The organism is Paraburkholderia sp. BCC1886 (assembly GCF_900996245.1).
Lineage (GTDB): Bacteria > Pseudomonadota > Gammaproteobacteria > Burkholderiales > Burkholderiaceae > Paraburkholderia.
Map to the genome: position 1 here is coordinate 94,218 of NZ_CAAJGK010000041.1, position 19,093 is coordinate 113,310.

The window sequence follows — 19,093 nt, forward strand, 5'->3', positions numbered from 1 at the left end:
ACAGTCCGAACGCGGCGGCGTCCCGGCTTCTCTCCGGCCGGGCATCAATCGCCCGTCGCCCTACATCGTTGAATCAGCTGCCGGTCATCCGCCGCAGCGTGCGATCTTTAAACAGCACGTGATGCACGATCGCCGCGAGCGCGTGCAGTCCGATCACCCAATAGAACGCATTGCCCAGCCACACGTGTGCATTTTTCAGCACCGGACGCGCAATGGCATCCGCGCCAACCAGCGTGTACTGAACATTCAGCCACGCGAGTGTCACGGGATGACCGCCGGTGTTGATCATCAGAATGCCGAGTAGCGGCTGCGCGAACATGAATACATAAAGCGCGAGATGCGCGGCGCGCGCGAGAAACGCGAGTAGCCGGTTGTGATCGATTTCTTCCGGGGCGCCGGCCCATAGCCGCCACAGCAGGCGCAGAACCGACAAACTCAGCACGAGTGTCCCCGCCCAGAAATGCACGCTGCTCCAGAAAGCGCGGCTATCGGTGCCTTTGGGGCCGCGAATTTCGATCGCGAGATACGCGAGCGCGATGAGCAGAAAAATCAGCCAGTGAAACAGAATGGCGGGCCGCGTGTAGCGGTCCGCGGTGCGGCTATAGGACATGCAGGGAACTCCCGTGTACTGGTCGATTTTTTTTATCAATCTTCGGATCATAAACGGTGCCCATCTGAATAGACACCTTGAATCGATCCTGACCGTTCCAGACCGAGGAAGCCCCGGGTTGTTATTCGCTGCCGAGATAGAAATAGCGGAACAGAAAAATCGCCGCGATGATCCACACGACCAGTTTCACCTTGCGCGCCTGGCCGGTCAGCAGCTTGAGCCCCGCATAGGAGATGAAGCCGAACGCGACACCGTTCGCAATCGAATACGTGAACGGCATCAGCAACGCGGTGAGGGCGGCCGGCACGACTTCGGTCGCATCGTCCCACGGCAGATCGAGCATTTCGCGCAGCATCAGGCACGACACGTACAGCAGCGCCGGCGCCGTCGCGTAGCCCGGCACCACGCCGGCCAGCGGCGCGAAGAACAGCGCGGCGAGAAACAGCACGGCGACGGTGATCGCCGTGACGCCCGTACGGCCGCCGGCCTGCACGCCCGATGCGCTTTCGATATACGCGGTGGTCGAGGACGTGCCGAGCATCGAACCCGCCAGAATCGCCGTGCTATCGGCAAGCAGCGCGCGGTTCAACCGGTGCATCTTGCCTTCGACCAGCAGACCGGCGCGGTTCGCCACGCCCATCAGCGTGCCGGTTGCATCGAACAGTTCGACCAGGAAGAACACGAGGATCACGTTCAGCACGCCGCCGGACAGCGCGCCGCGGATGTCGAGCTGGAACAGCGTCGGCGCGATGGACGGCGGCGCGGAAACGATTCCATGAAACTGGTTGCCGCCGAAGAAAAAGCTCAACACGGTCACGCCGACGATACCGATCAGAATCGCGCCGCGCACGCGCAGATAGTCGAGCGCGACGATCGCGAAGAAGCCCACCACCGCGAGAATCACATGCGGATTGTGCAGGTCGCCGAGCGTGACCAGCGTGGCCGGATTGCCGACCACGACGCCGGCGGTCTTCAGCGAAATGATCGCGAGAAAGAGACCGATGCCGCCGGTAATGGCAATGCGTATCGAATGCGGAATGCCGTTGACGATCACTTCGCGCACGCGAAACAGCGTGACGATCAGGAACAGGCAACCGGAGATGAACACCGCGCCGAGCGCCGCTTGCCAGGTGAAGCCCATGCCTTTCACCACGGTGTACGCGAAGTACGCGTTCAGACCCATGCCGGGCGCAAGCGCGATCGGGTAGTTCGCATAAAACCCCATGATCAGCGAGGCGAGCGCCGCGACGATGCAGGTCGCGACGAACACCGCGTCCTTCGGCATGCCGGCGTCGCCGAGAATCGCCGGATTGACGAAGATGATGTAGGCCATCGTCAGGAAGGTGGTCAGCCCGGCGAGCACTTCGGTGCGCAGGTTGGTGCCGGCCGCGTCGAAGCCGAAGTAGCGTTTGATGGAGTCCATGAGGCGGGTCCCGGGTTGTTCTGGGTTGTACTGGTTCTGCTTGAACGGAAACGATGTGATGTAGCGGGCGTCGAAAGCATGCGCAGTCGCCAGCCACGATCACGGCCGGATTGTAAACACGATGGGGATGAGGCGATAGGGACGCGGGCCCGAAAGCCGCGATCGATGAAACAGGTGAAAACAGGCGGAAGCTTTAATGCCCGTGACCATTGCAGTCACGGGCAGCCGTCCAGGTCGTAGTGACCGGACGCGCTATTTACTGCGTGAGCGTGGCGCCTGATTGCTGTGCGTGACGCGCGGCGACGATCTGCCCGGCGCGCTGCGCGTTCTGCGGATAGTCGATCCAGTCGAGCGGATCGTAGCCGGCGGCACGCCACTCGGCCAGTTCGGCGATGACCTGCGCGCGGGTTACAGGTCCGCCTGAGTTGTAGGGTTGTGCGGTTTGCGCGAACGCGCTGCCGATACTGCCGGCGACTAGCAATGCGCCGATTGCGATGCGGGAAGGTCTTTTCATGATGGGCTCCTTGGGGAGCGGTGAAGTGCAAGCTTTTAATTGTAGGTTTTGCGTGCGTGCGGAGTAAGGCGATCGAAGGCAATGCACCGTTTCGCCGCGCGATCTATAACGTTGCTATGGCGCCGTTCCGGCGCGTTTAGCGTGGTTAGCGTTGCTGGCGACGCGCCGTCCGGTAGTCGGTCGGCCGCATCCCGGTCCATTTGCGGAATGCGCGATGAAACGCGCTCGGCTCCGCAAAGCCAACCGTCGCGGCGATATCGGCGATGCTGCGTGTCGTGTCCTGCAGTTCGCCGATTGCGGTATCGCGGCGCAGGTCGTCCTTGATCGACTGATAGGTATGGCCTTCCTGTTTCAGATGACGCCGCATCGTGGCCTCCGCCAGATGCAACTGTGCGGCGAGCCGATCGGCGGCGGGCCATGCCGCCATCGGCAGCGCGCGCAGCGTCTTGCGCACCCGCGCGGCGAGCGAACCCGGATTGCGATATTTGACGATGAAGTTTCCCGGCGCCGCGCGCAAAAACCGTCGTGCGGATTCAGGAGTCTGTATGACCGGCAGATCGAGAAAAACGGGCGCGAGATCGACATACGACTCGCTCTGGCCAAACGCCATCTCGTCGCAAAACATCAGCCGGTATTCGTGCGGCGCGGGCGGCGCCGCGCAGCGAAAGCGTGCTTCGAGCAGAGGAATGCGTCGTCCGACGAGCCAGCACAGCAGCCCGTACACAAGGATGAAATAGGTGGCATACGCAAACATGGCCGGCGGTACCGCGCCCTCACGCTCCACGAAACGGAGCCGCACGTGCTGCGGAGCGGTTTCGACGGACGCGCCGAGATCGTCCAGTACGAGCCGCATGAACCCGACCGCGCGAGCCAGCGCCTGGGCGCCGTCGCGCGCGCCGAGCGCGCTGTGCGTCATGGCGACGAAGCTGCCGCGCTTCATCGCATGCGAGTCCTGGCCGAAGAACTCGTCGTCGAGCGCGCCCGCAATCGCGACCCACAACGCGCCGTACTGCGCCGCCGACACGCGGCTTTTGGGCGACGCGAGCATCGGCGCGGCGATGCCGGCGGCGTCGGTCAGCGCGCGCGTATCGAGACCGCCGGCGCGCGCCAGCGCCAGCGTTTCTTCGACGAGACTGACGGAAATCGTGCCGCGATCGTCCTGGGTGTTTTTCATGGGAGAGGGAGCAAAGCTGGCAAAAGCGCTCAACCGGCAGCGAAACGCCTGGGGCTAACCCTTTGATATCGCAGGGCGCGCGCGCCCGATATGGTAGCAGGATGGCAAATGCGCTCATCCAGATTGATCGCAGTGAGCATCGAAGCGCTCGTGGCCGTTACCTACACTGGCGCAGAACCGTACTGGAACCGAACACAGGACTCACATCATGGACAGCCTCTACACCGACGACCAACGCATGATCCGCGACGCCGCGCGCGACTTCGCGACCGAGCAGCTCGCGCCGAACGCGGGCCAGTGGGACCGCGACGCGCAGCTGCCGGCCGAAGTCGTCAAACAGATGGGCGAACTCGGCCTGCTCGGCATGATCGTGCCGTCCGACTGGGGCGGTTCCTACACCGACTACGTCGCCTACGCGCTCGCCATCGAAGAGATCGCCGCCGGCTGCGCTTCGTGCGCGACCTTGATGAGCGTGCACAACTCGGTCGGCTGCGGACCAATCCTGAACTTCGGCACTCAGGCGCAAAAAGACCGCTATCTGCCGGACCTCGCTGCGGGCCGCAGCGTCGGCGCCTTCTGTCTGACCGAGCCGCAGGCCGGCTCCGAAGCGAACAACCTGCGCACCCGCGCCGTGCTCAGCGACGGCAAGTGGGTTCTCAACGGCAGCAAGCAGTTCGTCACCAACGGCGGCCGCGCGGACCTCGCCATCGTCTTCGCGGTGACCGATCCGGAGCGCGGCAAACGCGGCCTGTCGGCGTTCATCGTGCCGACCGACACGCCGGGGTTCAACGTAGGCAAGCCGGAGCACAAGATGGGCATTCGCGCCTCCGACACCTGCCCGATTTCCTTCGATAACTGCGCAATCCCGGAAGCCAATCTGCTCGGCGAGCCGGGCGAAGGTTTGCGCATCGCGCTGTCGAATCTCGAAGGCGGGCGTATCGGCATCGCCGCGCAGGCGGTCGGCATTGCGCGGGCCGCGTTCGACGCCGCGCGCGTGTATGCGAGCGAACGCATCCAGTTCGGCAAGGCGCTTACCGGGCACCAGGCGATCGCCAATCTGCTGGCCGACATGACGACCCAACTGAATGCCGCGCGGCTGCTGGTGCATCACGCGGCGAAATTGCGCACTGCCGGCCTGCCGTGTCTGTCGGAGGCGTCGCAGGCCAAGCTGTTCGCGTCGGAAATGGCCGAGCAGGTTTGCTCGCACGCCATCCAGATTCACGGCGGCTACGGCTATCTCGAGGACTACGCAGTCGAACGTCATTACCGCGACGCGCGTATCACACAGATTTACGAGGGCACGAGCGAAATCCAGCGGATGGTGATCGCGCGGAATGTCTGAGCGGGTCATTCCGCGGCTCGAACGCGGGTTCGTCCGCATTTGAGCGCAAAATGGCCTGCCTGCAAAATAACAGGCGGGCAAAAAACAGAGCGCATACCGCGCCACCAGGAGACGACGATGACTGCAGCGAAGGGCTTTCTCGAAGCGCGCGATCTGTTATTCCGCCATCGGACCGATTACGACCGTGCGTACAGCGAATTTTGCTGGCCCGCACTCGACGAGTTCAACTGGGCGCTCGACTATTTCGACGCGATTGCCCGCAACAACGACAACCCGGCGCTGTGGATCGTCGACGATCCGGCAACCGAAGGCCTGCGTCTGTCGTACGCGCAGATGTCCGAACGCTCGTCGCGCATGGCCAATTTTCTGCGCGGCGTCGGCGTGGGGCGCGGCGACCGTCTGCTGCTGATGCTGCCGAATCGCGTCGAACTATGGGACGTGATGCTCGCCGCGATGAAACTGGGCGCCATCGTGCTGCCCGCGACGACCCAGCTTTCCGCCGACGACGTGCGCGACCGGGTGCAGATCGGCGGGGCGAAGTTCGTGGTGGTGGATAGCACGGAGCTGGAGAAGTTCGAGTCGCTGGACGTGCCGCTGACGCGCTTTTCGGTTGGTACGCCGCGCGACGGCTGGATCGATCTCGCCGCCGCTTACGATGCCGCGCCGCAGTTCACGCCCGAAGGCGTGACGCGCGCGACCGATCCGCTGCTGCTGTATTTCACTTCCGGCACCACCTCCAAGCCGAAGCTCGTCGAGCATACGCATCAAAGCTATCCGGTCGGCCATCTGTCGACGATGTACTGGATCGGCCTGCAACCCAACGACATTCACTGGAACATCAGCTCGCCGGGCTGGGCCAAGCACGCATGGAGCTGCTTCTACGCGCCGTGGAATGCGCAGGCTTGCGTGTTCGTCTACAACTTCGCGCGCTTCGTGCCGAAAGAGACGCTCGACGTGCTGGTGCGTTTCAACGTCACCACCCTGTGCGCGCCGCCGACGGTCTGGCGGATGCTGGTGCAGGAGCCGCTGGCCGACTATCCGGTGAAGTTGCGCGAGATCGTCGGCGCGGGCGAGCCGCTGAATCCAGAGATCATCGAGCGGGTCAGGCACGCGTGGGGCATGACCATACGCGACGGTTTCGGTCAGACCGAAACCACCTGCCAGATCGGCAATCCGCCAGGACAACCGTTGGTGCCGGGCTCGATGGGCCGGCCGCTGCCCGGCTATGCAGTCGAACTGCTCGACGCCGACGACCAGCCCGTCACCGAAGGCGAAATCTCGTTGCCGCTCGCCGATCGCCCGCTCGGCCTGATGGCGGGTTACGCCAACAACGCGAACGCCACCGCGCAAGCGATGCGCAACGGCTTCTATCGCACTTCCGACGTCGCGCTGCGACGCGACGACGGCTATTACGTGTACGTCGGCCGCGCCGACGATGTCTTCAAATCGTCCGACTACCGGCTCAGTCCGTTCGAACTCGAAAGCGTGCTGATCGAGCACGCCGCGATCGGCGAGGCGGCGGTGGTGCCGAGCGCGGACGCGTTGCGTCTCTCGGTACCGAAGGCATTCGTCACCGTGCGCCAGGGCTACGAAGCCGGTCCCGAACTGGCCCGCGCGGTGTTCGCGTTTTCGCGCGAAAAGCTTGCGCCGTACAAGCGGATTCGCCGTCTGCAATTCAGCGAATTGCCCAAGACCATTTCGGGAAAGATTCGCCGCGTCGAACTGCGACGCCGCGAGATGGAACGCGAGGCCGAGCCCGCGCGTCTGCCCGGCGAGTATTGGGAGGAAGACTTCCCCGATCTGCGTTGATTCCCGCGAATTCAGGATTCCGGATCACGGTCCGGCCGCCGTGCGGCCACTGCACAGGAGTTTCAGCATGAATGCATCTGCTTCGAACCAAACCGTCACTCACGTCAAACTGCTGATCAACGGCGAGTTCGTCGAATCGAAGACGACCGAGTGGCGCGATATCGTCAATCCCGCGACGCAAGAGGTGCTGGCGCGTGTGCCGTTCGCTACCGCCGGCGAAGTCGACGAGGCGATCCGCAGCGCGCATGCCGCGTTCAAGACCTGGAAGGACACGCCGATCGGCGCGCGCATGCGCATCATGCTGAAGTTTCAGGCGCTGATTCGCGAGCATTCGCCGCGTATCGCGAAGACCCTGAGCGCCGAGCAGGGTAAAACGATCCCCGATGCGGAAGGCGATATTTTCCGCGGTCTCGAAGTGGTCGAGCACGCGTGTTCGATCGGCACCTTGCAGCAAGGCGAATTCGCCGAAAACGTCGCCGGCGGCGTGGACACCTATACGCTGCGTCAGCCGATCGGCGTGTGCGTCGGCATCACGCCGTTCAATTTCCCCGCGATGATCCCGCTGTGGATGTTTCCGATGGCGATCGTCTGCGGCAATACCTTCGTGCTCAAACCATCGGAGCAGGATCCGATGTCGACCATGCAACTGGTCGAACTCGCGCTCGAAGCCGGCGTGCCCAAAGGCGTGCTGAACGTCGTGCACGGCGGCAAGGACGTGGTCGACGCGCTGTGCACGCACGAACTCGTCAAGGCCATTTCGTTCGTCGGTTCGACGGCGGTCGGCACGCACGTGTACCGCCTCGGCAGCGAGCATGGCAAACGCGTGCAGTCGATGATGGGCGCGAAGAACCACGCCGTCGTGCTGCCCGACGCGAACCGGGAACAGGCGCTGAACGCGCTCGCGGGTGCCGGCTTTGGCGCGGCGGGGCAGCGCTGCATGGCGACCTCGGTCGTGGTGCTGGTGGGCGCCGCGCAGCAATGGTTGCCGGACCTCGTCGCCCGTGCGAAGACGCTGAAGGTGAACGCCGGCCATGAGCCGAATACCGACGTCGGCCCGGTAGTGTCGCGCGCCGCGAAGCAACGCATTCTCGGCCTGATCGAAACCGGGGTGAACGAAGGCGCGACGCTGGCGCTTGATGGACGCGACGTAAAAGTGGCCGGCTACGAGCAGGGCAACTTCATCGGCCCGACGATTTTCACGGACGTGACGACGGAGATGGAAATCTATCGGCAAGAGATTTTTGGGCCGGTGCTGGTGGTGCTGAGCGCCGCGACGCTCGACGACGCCATCGCGCTCGTCAATCGCAACCCGTTCGGCAATGGCGTCGGACTGTTTACGCAAAGCGGTGCGGCGGCGCGCAAATTCCAGAGCGAGATCGATATCGGCCAGGTGGGTATCAACATTCCGATTCCCGTGCCGGTGCCGTTTTTCAGCTTCACCGGTTCGCGCGGCTCCAAGCTCGGCGATCTCGGCCCGTACGGCAAACAGGTCGTGCAGTTCTACACGCAGACCAAAACCGTCACCGCGCGCTGGTTCGACGACGACACGGTCAACGACGGCGTCAACACCACCATCAGCCTGCGCTGAAGCCCGCAGGCGACTCAAGGAGACGACATCATGAAAATCGGCTTTATCGGACTCGGCAACATGGGTGCGCCGATGGCGCACAACCTGCTCAAGGCCGGTCACGCGCTGAGCGTGTTCGACCTCGACGCGAAAGCCGTGCAGGCGCTGGTGGACGCCGGCGCGACAGCGGCCGCCTCGCCGAAAGCGGCGGCGACCGACGCGCAATGTGTCATCACGATGCTGCCGGCCGCGGCGCACGTCCGGCACGTGCTGACGGCGGACGACGGCGTGCTGGCGGGTCTCGGCGACGGCGTCACCGTCATCGATTCGAGCACGATCGATCCCGCAAGCGTGAAAGCGTTCGCGGAACTCGCCGGCCGCCAGGGCAGCGCATTCGTCGATGCGCCCGTGTCCGGCGGCACCGGCGGCGCGCAGGCCGGCACGTTGACCTTCATGGTGGGCGGCAGCGCGAGCACGTTCGAGCAGGTCAAACCGGTGCTCTCGGCGATGGGCAAGAACATCGTGCATTGCGGCGACACCGGCACAGGCCAGGTCGCGAAAATCTGCAACAACCTGGTGCTCGGCATCACGATGGCGGGCGTGGCCGAAGCGATGTCGCTGGGCGAAGCGCTCGGTATCGACGCGAACGTGCTGGGCGGCATCATCAATACCTCGACCGGGCGTTGCTGGAGTTCGGATACCTGCAATCCGATGCCCGGCGTAATCGGGACGGCGCCGTCTTCACGCGGATACACCGGCGGATTCGGTACCGATCTGATGCTGAAGGACCTGGGTCTCGCGACGGACGCCGCGAAGAGCGCGCGTCGACCCGTGTATCTGGGTGCACTCGCGCAGCAGCTTTATCAGACGATGAGCACGCAGGGCGCAGGCCGGCTCGATTTTTCCGCGGTCATCAAGCTTTACCGGAACGACGGGAAAGAAGGCGGGGTTTAGCCACCGTCGACTCGGACCGAGCACGATGCATTGCCCTCCGCTCAACGAGGCGCTGCATCGTTTTTCCCCGGTCCCGGATCGTGGTCAATGCATAATGTGACGCTTTACCGAGTCGGCGCCGGTGTTTGACTCGCTCGAAACTCGTCATCCTGACCATGATTGTATTTTTTACCACTACGGGCGCCACGTACCGTGCGCTCGCTGCCTCTGGTGCACTTGCACCAGAGCGCTTAGTGCATCGGCACTTGGCAAAATTTCCCGTTTTCGGCGATTCTCCGGTCTGGACTGGCTCTCGCGTGCGCGGCTCGCGCGCTGACAAGGAATGACTGGAAGATCCGCCGCACTCCCGTCGCTGGTGCAAGCCAACGATACGGACGACTCAACGCCCATCGACGACGCGGTATTGCGCAAGCAGACCGACCGTCATCAATTGCAGCAGATCATCACGGGACTGACCGAGGGTGTGATCCTCGTCGAACCGGATCAGCGCATTGTCTGGGCCAATCAGGCCGCGCTCGACATGCACGGCGTGACCGAACTCGCGCAACTGGGCGCCGACGTGACCGAGTATCGGGACCGGTTCCGGCTGCGTTACCGCAACAACCATCCGCTGCCCGAAGGCAGCTATCCGATCGAACGCGTGGTGGCGGGCGAGTGTTTCAGCGACGTCGTGGTCGAAGTTTTTCCGGCCGACAACGACGAGGTGAACTGGGTGCATCGCGTGCGCAGTCTGGTGCTGACCAATGCGCGCGGCGAGCCGGACTGCCTCGCGCTGATCCTGCACGACGCCAGCGAATGGGCGAGCGCCGAGAAGCGCTTCGAGAAGACCTTCAACGCGAATCCGGCGCCGGCGGCCATCTGCCGGCTGAGCGACCAGCGCTATATCAAGGTCAACTCGGGCTTCCTGGAAATGACCGGGTATGTGCGCGAGGACGTGATCGGCCGCTCGGTTTATGAACTCGATGTGTTCGAAGGTGCGGAGAAGCGCGAACTCGCGATCGAACGGCTCAGCGAAGGCGCGACCATCCCGCAGATGGAAGCGCTGCTGCGCTTGCCCGAAGGCGGCACGCTGTTCGTCGTGGTGGCCGGCCAGCCGATCGACATCGGCGAAGAAGCCTGCATGCTGTTCACGTTCATGGATCTCGAGCCGCGCAAACGCGCTGAAAGCGCGCTGCGTCAGAGCGAAGAGCGCTTCGAGAAGTCGTTCAGGATGAATCCGGTACCGACCGTGCTGTTCGTCGCCGAGGACACCTTGACGCTCGACATCAACGACGCGTTTACGTCGACCACTGGTTTCACCTCCGAAGAGTTACTGGGCAAGCCGCTGGACGCCAGTCCCTTATGGACCGACGACGCGTGCAAGCGGATCGGCGTGGCGCTCGATGAATCGGGCAGCGTGCGCAACGTCGAATTCGAGGTGCAGAGTCACAGCGGCGAAGCGCTGAGTTGCCTCGTGTCCGCCGAGGCCGTAAGCATCCACGGCAAGGACTGCGTGTTGATGACGCTGCTCGACATCACCGAGCGCAAGCGCTCCGAGATGGAACTGGTGACGGCAATCGAAACCGTCATGCAGGACGCCTCGTGGTTCAGTCAGACGCTGATCGAAAAGCTGGTCAACGTGCGGCGCGTGAATGCGCCGACCACCGGCGGCCATCTCGCGGATCTGACGGCGCGGGAGCGCGACGTTTTCGCCTGCCTGTGCAGCGGTCTCGCCGACAAGGAGATCGCGCGTGAACTGGGGCTCGCGCCCAACACGGTGCGCAACCACGTCGCGACGATCTACGCGAAGCTCGATCTGCATAGCCGGGGCGAAGCGATCGTGTGGGCGCAGAAGCGCGGCCACTTCGGTCTTGCGCCGGGAAGCGCGCCGCGCAGGAAAGGCACGAAGGACACGAAGGACACGAAGGACACGAAGGACACGAAGGACACGAAGGACAAGAACGGCGGCTGACTGGCGCTTCGGGGCGTGGCGTGGCGGTCGTGGTGCCACCTCGGGAGGGGTCGGGAACGAACCGTGCTGTAGAGGATCGGCTTGTCCGGGGCATCGCGCGTCGGGCGCTTGTTTGTCGAAATCTCACATTGCGAGGAAACCATCATGGATAAGAATCGTGTCGAAGGTGCGGCCAAACAGGTCAAGGGTTCCGTGAAGGAAGCCATCGGCAAGGTCACGGGCAACCGTTCGACCCAGGCCGAAGGCGCTGCCGAGAAGCTGGCCGGCAAAGTCCAGTCGAAGGTCGGCGAAGCGGCGGATGCAGTGCGCGACCGTTTGAAGCGCTAAGCCGCCGCAGCGCTGCCGGATTTCTCGGCAATAGAGTTTTTGCGTCAACGATTGCCGGCTTCGGCCGGTTTATGCTTGCTCACCCAGTTCAAGGAGACCCACGATGAATTCCAACCAGTTCGAAGGAACCGTAAAAGATGCAGCAGGCAAAGTGCAGGATGCAGTCGGCGGCCTGACCGGCGACGTCGATCTGCAAGCCGAAGGCAAAGTCCGCCAGCTCGCCGGCAAGGCGCAGTCCAAGTACGGCGATAGCCTCGATCAGGTTGCCGAAACCGCCCGCAACAATCCGCTCGGCGCATTGTTGATCGCAGTCGGCGTCGGCTTCCTGCTGGGCAAGCTGGTGTAATTTCGTGTTTGTCGTGCTCTGTGTTCGCGTCGCTCGGGCGGGGTCCGGCCTCTAGCCGGTCGCCGTCCGGCGCGCAGGATTGCTCCTGCAAGCGCCTCAGTGGTCCGATGTTGTCCGATGTTCCCGGCGTGTTCGAGGCGCCGGATCTCATCGTCTATTCGAGGAAGTTTCATGCTGGGATTCGACGTTGGCACGGCCAGAAAAGTCTGGACCGCGTCCCTGATCGCGCTGCTGTTCTTTATCATCTACGCCGCTTCGTCGACCTTGCTGGTCGTCGTGTTCGCGGTCTTCTTCAGCTATCTCGTCTACCCGATGGTCGACCTCGTGGAGCGCATCCGGCCGCGCCGCGTGCCGCGGGTGGCATCCATTGCGCTGGTGTTCATCGTGGTCGTGGCGGTTATCGCCGTGGTGGGCTCGCTGTTCGGCGTGCAACTGCAGGATCAGGCGACGCATCTGTTTTCGCAGTTGCCGGCGCTGATGAAGTCCGATGTTCCCAATCGCTTTCCGTTGCCGCATTTTCTCGAGCCGCTGCGCGAGCGCATCGTCGATTTCGTGCGCAGCCAGATTGAAACCGGCTCCGACAAGGCCGTGCCGATGGCGCGCAGTGTCGGTCTCGGCGTGATGCACGCGGCCAGCAATCTGATCTACCTCGTGCTGATTCCGATCCTGAGCTTCCTGCTGATCAACGAAGGGCCGCAGATGCGCGACGCGTTTCTCGATCTGCTGACCGACCGGCATCGCGTACTGTGGGCGCAGATCGTGACCGACCTCAACGTGTTGCTGTCGAAGTACGTGCGCGCGTTGCTGTTTCTTTCGCTCGCCACGTTGATTTGTTACGGCGTGGCTTTCACGTTGCTCGGCGTACCGTACGCGTTCCTGCTCGCGGTGAGCGCGGCGTTGCTCGAATTCGTGCCGTTTGCGGGGCCGCTCGGTGCGATCGCGATTACGCTCGTGGTCGCTATTTTCAGCGGCTATTCGCACCTGCTCTGGCTGGTGATCTTCATCGCGCTGTACCGGCTGTTCCAGGACTACGTGCTCAATCCATATCTGATGAGCGAGGGCGTGGAAGTCAGTCCGTTCCTCGTGATCGTCGGCCTGCTGGCGGGCGATCAGCTTGGCGGCGTGGCGGGGATTTTCCTTGCCGTGCCGGTCATCGCGATGCTGAAAATCATCATCGGCCGGGCGCGGGTGTTTTATGCGAAGTCGCATGAGGAAGGCGAGGCTGCGCGGCGCGCGTTGACCGGGAAAACGGATTGATGCAGGCCGGCGTTCGAGTGAAAAGGCGGCGCGTGGAGCGCCGCTTTTTTTTCCTTGCCGGACTGCTTACCGGCTTTCGCTGACAGCCGGACCAGCCGGTGCGGCTTGCATCGGCGGGGTGGCCACCTGTGCGCTGCGTACACGCGAGATCCACAGCAGACCCACTGCGGCGATGGCCACCGCCACCCAACCCACCGTACCGAATCCAACGATCTGCCCCGACGGCGACGTGCTGAGCATCAGTCCGCCGAGCCATGCGCCGCAACCCGTACCCAGTGCCTGCAGTGCGCTGTTGGCGCTGAGAAACGCGCCACGCTGCGCCGGAACGGGCACGGTGGTGAGCAACGCCTGCATCGGCACCATGCGCCCGGACATCAGGATCATGAAGACCGGGAAGAACACCAGCAACTCGACGAACGACAGGTTCGGCAGATGCGTGACGAACAGCGCGGGCAGCGCCGCAAGCACCACCGCGATCCGGAACACCCGGCGCGTGCCGAAGCGGTCCGCCAGCTTGCCCACCTGACGCGAGGTGAAGAAAGTGGCTGCGCCGCCTGCCATGTACATCCACGAAAGCTGCTCGGGCGCCACGCCGTGATTGGCGACCAGCACGGGCGCGATGAACGGAATCACCAGCATGTGCGAGACCATCAGGATGAAGGTCAATGCGAATGCGTTCAGATGCCGCGGCTCGCTTAGCAGACGCCACAGATTCGGCAGCACTTCGGCGAGCGCCGGCGGGCGCTTGCTCAAATGCTCCGTGAGTGACGGCACCAGTCGCGAACCGGCCAGCCAGATGCCGAGCGAGAGCACGGTCAGCAGGAAGAACGGCGCGGCCCAGCCGAAGTGAGCGCCGAGCATGATGCCGGCCGGTACGCCCGCGATAGCCGCGAGCGAGAACGCCGTCATGATCGTGCCGGTTGCAGCGCCCCGGCGTTGAACCGGAATCACGTCGCCGACAATCGCCATGATGACCGACGCCAGCACGCCGCCCGTAATGCCGGCGAACGCGCGCGCTACCAGCAACAGCGGGAAGCTGCCTGCAAGCGCACACGCGAGGTTCGACAGCGCGAACAGCGCGTAGATGGTCAGCAGCAGACGACGCCTGTCGAAGCGGTCGATATAGGTTGCCGCGAACAGGCCGGACAGCCCCGAACACCACGAATACGCGGACACCGCGGTCGCGAACGCGGCCGGCGTAATGCTGAACGCGTGCATGATTTGCGGGCCGAGCGGCATCATCACCATGAAGTCCATGATGATGGTGAACTGTGTCAGCGCGAGCAGCCATAACAGGCGGCGCTCGTGCTGTGCGCTGATGGAGTACATCGGTGAATCCTCCAATGGTTGTTGTCGTTATGCGCTGCGGTGAACCGATGCGGCTTCGATGCGGCTCGATGCTACTCGATGCTGCTTTATGCGATCAATCGTCGAGGTTTTCGTGCACGGCGGCGTCGCCTTGCTTCCAGTAGGCGGCCGCGCGAATGCGTGATTTGTCGACGCCGCGGTCGGTGCGAAGATGTTCGCGTACCGCGCGCATGGTGGCGGCCTCGCCGGCTGCCCACACGTAGCCTTCGCCGTCTTCCGGCAACCAGGTTTCGCGCACCGCTTGCAGTAGCGCTTCGCCACGCGCGCCCGCCGCACTGCGATGACACCAGACGAGATGCAGTTCGGCCTGCGTCGTGAACTCGATGTGTGCCGACTCGTCGGCCACTTCGACGACGACTGCCGCGCGCGCGCCGGCCGGCAACTCTTCGAGACGACGGGCGATCGCGGGCAACGCAGTGTCGTCGCCAATCAGCAGGTGCCAGTCGAAGCCGGTTGGAATGACCAGCGAACCGCGCGGACCGCCGACGCCCAGGTACTGACCGACCTGCGCCTGCGCGGCCCAGGTTGCTGCGGGGCCGGCTTCGTGCATGGCAAATTCGATGTCGAGTTCGCGCGCCTTCTGATCGAAACGCCGCGGTGTGAAATCGCGCGCGGTGGGTCGCTTGCCGCCGGGGAACACCGGGCCGTCCGGACCGGCTTCGGGCAGAACGGGACGGTCCGCGCCGGGCTCGGGGAAAAAGACCTTGATATGGTCGTCGAAGGAAGCGGAGACGAAGTCCTGCAGATCTTCACCGGTGAAGGTGACGCGGATCAGATGCGGCGTCAGTGCATGGACCTGCTTGACCTGCACCAGACGGAATTTCAGCGGATGGCGCACGCGCTGGACGGTGAGCTCGGGTTGATTGGTTTGGTGGGTTTGATTCGGCATGGAGTGTGGTTCCTGTCGGGTGGTTTCAACGCGCCGGCGCGGCAACGGGGCGACGTGTGTCGAGTAGCGCGTGGCGCGGGATGAAGGACTCAGGCTGCGGGGTCGACGCTTTTGTCCCCGGCGGGGGCGCTGCTCTGTCCGCCTATTTCCTGCGCGGCACGCAGCAGGATGTCGGCGATACGGCGCTGTTCGTCGGCCTTCGCATTGCCGCGCAGCAGCAGTGCGTGTTTCAGCGCGCGGCGCGCTTCGCTCAACTCGGGCAACCATCCGCCTTCGCTGATGTCGGCCGGTTCCTGGCCGGCAAACGCACGGCGCACCGAATCCATCTTGCGTGCAATGTGCGTGAGTTTCGCGAGCATCAGTTCGACGCGTTCGCGGTTGCCGGAGAGATACTCGCGACCCGAGTCGGACAGCGCGTAACGCTTGCGATTGCCTTCGAGTTGCACGGTGACGTAGCCGAGTTCTTCCAGATACGTCAGGGCGGGGTAGACCATACCGGGGCTTGGGCTGTAGAAGCCGTTGGAGCGGGTTTCGAGCGCTTTGATCAACTCGTAACCGTGGCTGGGCTGGGTGTCGATGATGGACATCAACAGCAACTGCAGGTCGTCGGAGCTGAATTTGCGGCCGCGCGGAAAGCCTTCGCCATCGCCGCCGAATCCGCCCGGGCCCCCGCCAAACCCGCCGGGGCCACCACCGAAGCGACCGCCACGACCGCCGCCGTGCGGGTCGCCGTGACGGCCGATTGCGTACCACAACGCATGGAGTGCGAAGCGCGCGCCGCGGTGGTGGTGGCCGTGATGGCCCTGGTGGTTGTGACGGTGGGCGCGACCGAAGCCGCCGCGCTGGCCATCACGCTGGCCGCCGCGCTGGCCGCCGCGCGTTTCTGATTCGCCGCGGTGCTCGTGGTGACGCACGAACGCATGCCATAGCGCATGCAAAGACGGACGATCGTACTCAGGAGAAAAATTGTCGTCCGCGTCCCGCGAACGGGAAAAACGATGAGGGTGACGCATCTCGTGCTCCCATTTGTGTCTTAAGATGTGTCGTAAGATATATATCTAAAGATAGTTTGTCAAATGACTTCTGGATTTTTCGAGCAGCGCTCTGTCATGTGGTGACGGTTTTAGCGGCTGCTGCGTTTCAGTAAAGCCCAAACTGCTTCAGAATACCCACCGTCAAGCCTGTTTCCGGCGCAGTACACACACTTTATCGAGGTAACAAATGATCGATCCGTCTGCTGTTGCGACGGTTTTTTATGTCTATGCGGCAGGCGTCGTCATACCCGGCCCGAACTTTGTCGCCGTCGTTCATCAGGCAGTTTCCGGTAGACGTGCGGATACGCTGGCGCTTGTCGCCGGCATCGTGATCGTCAATCTGTTCTGGGCGACCTGCGCCATCTTCGGCATCGGAATCGTGTTTGCCATCTTTCCGTGGCTTGCTGCGGGCGTCAGGCTTGCTGGTGCCGCGTATCTGATCTGGTTCGGGCTGCGTCTTCTTGTGTCGGCACGGGGAAGCGCCATGGCGGCACCTCCTGTTTCGAAGCCGCCGCGATTTCGTGCTGCATTCCTGCAAGGCGTCGCAACGAATATCGCGAACCCGAAATCCATCGCCTTCTATGCGGCCGTGTTTTCCTCGGCAGCGCCCGCCCACGTCTCCACACCGACCTTCTTTGCCATGCTCGCTACTGTCGGTGCGACTGCGACGTGCTGGTACGGAGCCGTCGCACTCGTTCTTTCGCACTCGATAATTGCGACGGCGTATCGTCGCGTGAAGGCACGGATCGACCGTCTTTGTGGATGCCTCATTATTGCGCTGGGTATCCGGCAAGCATTCCGCTAAGGGAGCCTCGCTGCCACGCCGCCCATAAGCGACCCACCGACCCACCGACCCACAATTCACCTGCCTGCCGCAACACTCGCCGGTGGCGTTTCATCCGGATTCACCAGGACCCAGGTCAGTATCGTCGCGAGCAGCATGAACGACGCAGCAACGACGAACAACGCCTGATAACCCCCAGCAAAGCTGGACGCGGCCAACGCATGCAACACGGTCGCGTCCCAGCCAGGCAGCCCCGCGCCTGCAAGCCGACCGGCGGCGATGTCCTGCACGAAGTGAAGCCGCGCGATCGGTTCGACGTTCGGCATGGCCACTACGACCACGCTGTAGACGCGAGCGTAGAGCACGACCCCAAGCCCGGCAATACCAATGACGAGGCCAGTAAAGCGTGTCGTGCCGGACACTCCTGAAGCCATGCCGGCACGCTCCTTGGGAATCACGGTCATGCCGACTTTCGTGGTCTCGCCATTCAGCAAGCCCGCGCCGATTCCTGTGATCAGCATGCCGACGGTCAACGGCCAATACGCGAGCATCGAGACGATTGCTGCGAAGCAGCCTAGTCCGACGCACACCAGCAACAGACCGAGTGCGAGCAGTGCGCGTCCTGACAACCGGTGAGCGAGAAAACGCGCCACGAGGCGAGGCACGATGAACAGAGGCACGACCATGGGTAGCATCATCAGCCCGGCCGTCGCCGACGTTTCGCCGAGACCGCTTTGCAGAAAGATCGGCACGAAGGTGAGCATGGTGAGCAAGCCGACCGAAAACGAAAACTGCGCGAGCGTTGCGCCGAGATAGGTTGGCTTGCGGAAATACGAAAGATCGAGCATCGGTCGCGCCTGACGTCGTTCGACGACGATGAACAACGTGAACAGCACGAACGCACCAACGAATTCGCCGACGATCCAACGGTCATGCCAGCCACGACGATTACCTTCGATCAAAGCAAGCGTCGTCAGAAAAAGGGCGCTCGCAAAACAGACGACGCCTGGCAGATCGAGCCGCATGGCATGCGGGTCGCGCGAGGACTCGATGACGCGCACGATCATGACGAGCAGCGCAATTCCGATTGGCACATTCACATAGAAAGCCCATTGCCATCCAAACGCCTGCGTGACGAGCCCGCCGACCACCGGGCCGCTCGCAATCCCGATTCCGACGACCGTTCCCCAGAATGAAAACGCACGGGCGCGTGCCTCTCCGTGGAAGGAGTGCGAAAGCGTGGCAAGCGCCGCACTGAGTTGCATCGCCGCGCCGGCGCCCTGTAAAGCGCGCGCAACGATCAGGACGGGCAAGCTCCACGCGAGTCCGCATAGAAGCGATGCAATCGTGAACACGATCAGGCCGCTCACGAGCAACTGCTTGCGACCGAAGCGGTCGGCCAGTGCCCCCGCCGGCATGAGCAGCGAGGCGAAGCTCAGCATGTAGGCGGTCACCACCCATTCGATGCCGGCGAAATCCGCGTGCAGGGAGCGTGCGATAGACGGTAGAGACACCGACACGATATTCGCATCCAGTTGCAGCATGAACGATGGCGCCGACGTGCAGATCAGCACCAGCCATTCGCGGCGTTTCGCAAACGTCGCAGGATCGGAAGCAACGGATCGATTCATCTGGGGACGCTCGCGGACTGACGGTCGATGTCGGAGAATTATCTGTATATGCTTGCATCGTGTCAATTGCCTGCATATGCTGACGATGAACGACGCAACGAGCGGCAGGAGAA

Annotated in this window: 17 protein-coding genes; 9 read left to right on the forward strand and 8 right to left on the reverse strand. The window is 63.2% G+C overall.

Features of this window, described 5'->3' with window-relative positions; genetic code table 11:
- Positions 1–73: 73 nt before the first annotated feature.
- From FQ746_RS10300 to FQ746_RS10315, 4 genes are all read right to left on the reverse strand, one after another.
- Complete coding sequence (locus FQ746_RS10300) at positions 74–610, reverse strand: cytochrome b (RefSeq protein ID WP_144109084.1); 537 nt, start codon at positions 608–610, stop codon at positions 74–76.
- Between the two features lie 121 nt (positions 611–731).
- Positions 732–2,033: an NCS2 family permease gene (locus tag FQ746_RS10305; RefSeq protein ID WP_144109086.1), complete on the reverse strand. Its 1,302-nt coding sequence runs from the start codon at positions 2,031–2,033 to the stop codon at positions 732–734.
- Between the two features lie 256 nt (positions 2,034–2,289).
- A complete protein-coding gene (locus FQ746_RS10310; protein WP_144109088.1) occupies positions 2,290–2,547 on the reverse strand; it encodes a DUF4148 domain-containing protein in 258 nt (85 codons plus the stop codon).
- A gap of 145 nt (positions 2,548–2,692) precedes the next feature.
- Positions 2,693–3,721, reverse strand: coding sequence for an AraC family transcriptional regulator (locus tag FQ746_RS10315; RefSeq protein WP_144109090.1), 1,029 nt, complete (start codon positions 3,719–3,721; stop codon positions 2,693–2,695).
- A 208-nt stretch (positions 3,722–3,929) separates the two neighbouring features.
- Here FQ746_RS10315 and FQ746_RS10320 point away from each other — a divergent pair, with 208 nt between their 5' ends.
- The 8 genes from FQ746_RS10320 (at position 3,930) to FQ746_RS10355 (ending at position 13,274) form a co-directional block, all read left to right on the forward strand.
- Positions 3,930–5,063 carry an acyl-CoA dehydrogenase gene (locus FQ746_RS10320; protein WP_144109092.1) on the forward strand — a complete coding sequence of 378 codons (1,134 nt, stop codon included), beginning with the start codon at positions 3,930–3,932 and terminating at the stop codon, positions 5,061–5,063.
- Positions 5,064–5,180: 117 nt separating this feature from the next.
- The gene (locus tag FQ746_RS10325) at positions 5,181–6,872 is read left to right on the forward strand and encodes an AMP-binding protein (RefSeq protein WP_144109094.1); all 1,692 of its coding nucleotides are present in this window, start codon (positions 5,181–5,183) and stop codon (positions 6,870–6,872) included.
- 67 nt (positions 6,873–6,939) lie between these two features.
- Positions 6,940–8,460: a CoA-acylating methylmalonate-semialdehyde dehydrogenase gene (locus tag FQ746_RS10330; RefSeq protein WP_144109096.1), complete on the forward strand. Its 1,521-nt coding sequence runs from the start codon at positions 6,940–6,942 to the stop codon at positions 8,458–8,460.
- Between the two features lie 30 nt (positions 8,461–8,490).
- The gene (gene mmsB / locus FQ746_RS10335) at positions 8,491–9,393 is read left to right on the forward strand and encodes a 3-hydroxyisobutyrate dehydrogenase (protein ID WP_144109098.1); all 903 of its coding nucleotides are present in this window, start codon (positions 8,491–8,493) and stop codon (positions 9,391–9,393) included.
- 322 nt (positions 9,394–9,715) lie between these two features.
- The gene (locus tag FQ746_RS10340) at positions 9,716–11,344 is read left to right on the forward strand and encodes a helix-turn-helix transcriptional regulator (protein ID WP_144109100.1); all 1,629 of its coding nucleotides are present in this window, start codon (positions 9,716–9,718) and stop codon (positions 11,342–11,344) included.
- Between the two features lie 144 nt (positions 11,345–11,488).
- A complete protein-coding gene (locus FQ746_RS10345; RefSeq protein WP_144109102.1) occupies positions 11,489–11,671 on the forward strand; it encodes a CsbD family protein in 183 nt (60 codons plus the stop codon).
- A 103-nt stretch (positions 11,672–11,774) separates the two neighbouring features.
- Positions 11,775–12,017, forward strand: a complete 243-nt coding sequence (locus tag FQ746_RS10350; RefSeq protein WP_144109104.1) for a CsbD family protein — start codon at positions 11,775–11,777, stop codon at positions 12,015–12,017.
- A 171-nt stretch (positions 12,018–12,188) separates the two neighbouring features.
- Positions 12,189–13,274, forward strand: coding sequence for an AI-2E family transporter (locus tag FQ746_RS10355; RefSeq protein WP_144109106.1), 1,086 nt, complete (start codon positions 12,189–12,191; stop codon positions 13,272–13,274).
- A gap of 66 nt (positions 13,275–13,340) precedes the next feature.
- Here FQ746_RS10355 and FQ746_RS10360 read toward each other — a convergent pair whose 3' ends face one another.
- The 3 genes from FQ746_RS10360 to FQ746_RS10370 all read right to left on the reverse strand — a co-directional run bounded on the left by FQ746_RS10360 (position 13,341) and on the right by FQ746_RS10370 (position 16,544).
- Entirely contained in the window at positions 13,341–14,603 is a 1,263-nt protein-coding gene (locus tag FQ746_RS10360) for an MFS transporter (RefSeq protein WP_144109108.1), read from the reverse strand.
- 94 nt (positions 14,604–14,697) lie between these two features.
- Positions 14,698–15,531, reverse strand: coding sequence for a siderophore-interacting protein (locus tag FQ746_RS10365; protein WP_144109110.1), 834 nt, complete (start codon positions 15,529–15,531; stop codon positions 14,698–14,700).
- A gap of 89 nt (positions 15,532–15,620) precedes the next feature.
- Complete coding sequence (locus FQ746_RS10370; RefSeq protein WP_260853971.1) at positions 15,621–16,544, reverse strand: PadR family transcriptional regulator; 924 nt, start codon at positions 16,542–16,544, stop codon at positions 15,621–15,623.
- Positions 16,545–16,752: 208 nt separating this feature from the next.
- On the opposite strand from FQ746_RS10370, the gene FQ746_RS10375 reads away from it, so the two are divergent.
- Positions 16,753–17,370, forward strand: coding sequence for a LysE family translocator (locus FQ746_RS10375; protein ID WP_144109112.1), 618 nt, complete (start codon positions 16,753–16,755; stop codon positions 17,368–17,370).
- 56 nt (positions 17,371–17,426) lie between these two features.
- Here the strand turns inward: FQ746_RS10375 and FQ746_RS10380 are convergent, their stop codons facing one another.
- On the reverse strand, positions 17,427–18,980 hold the full coding sequence (locus FQ746_RS10380) for an MFS transporter (protein ID WP_144109114.1): 1,554 nt from the start codon (positions 18,978–18,980) through the stop codon (positions 17,427–17,429).
- Positions 18,981–19,093 lie beyond the last annotated feature (113 nt).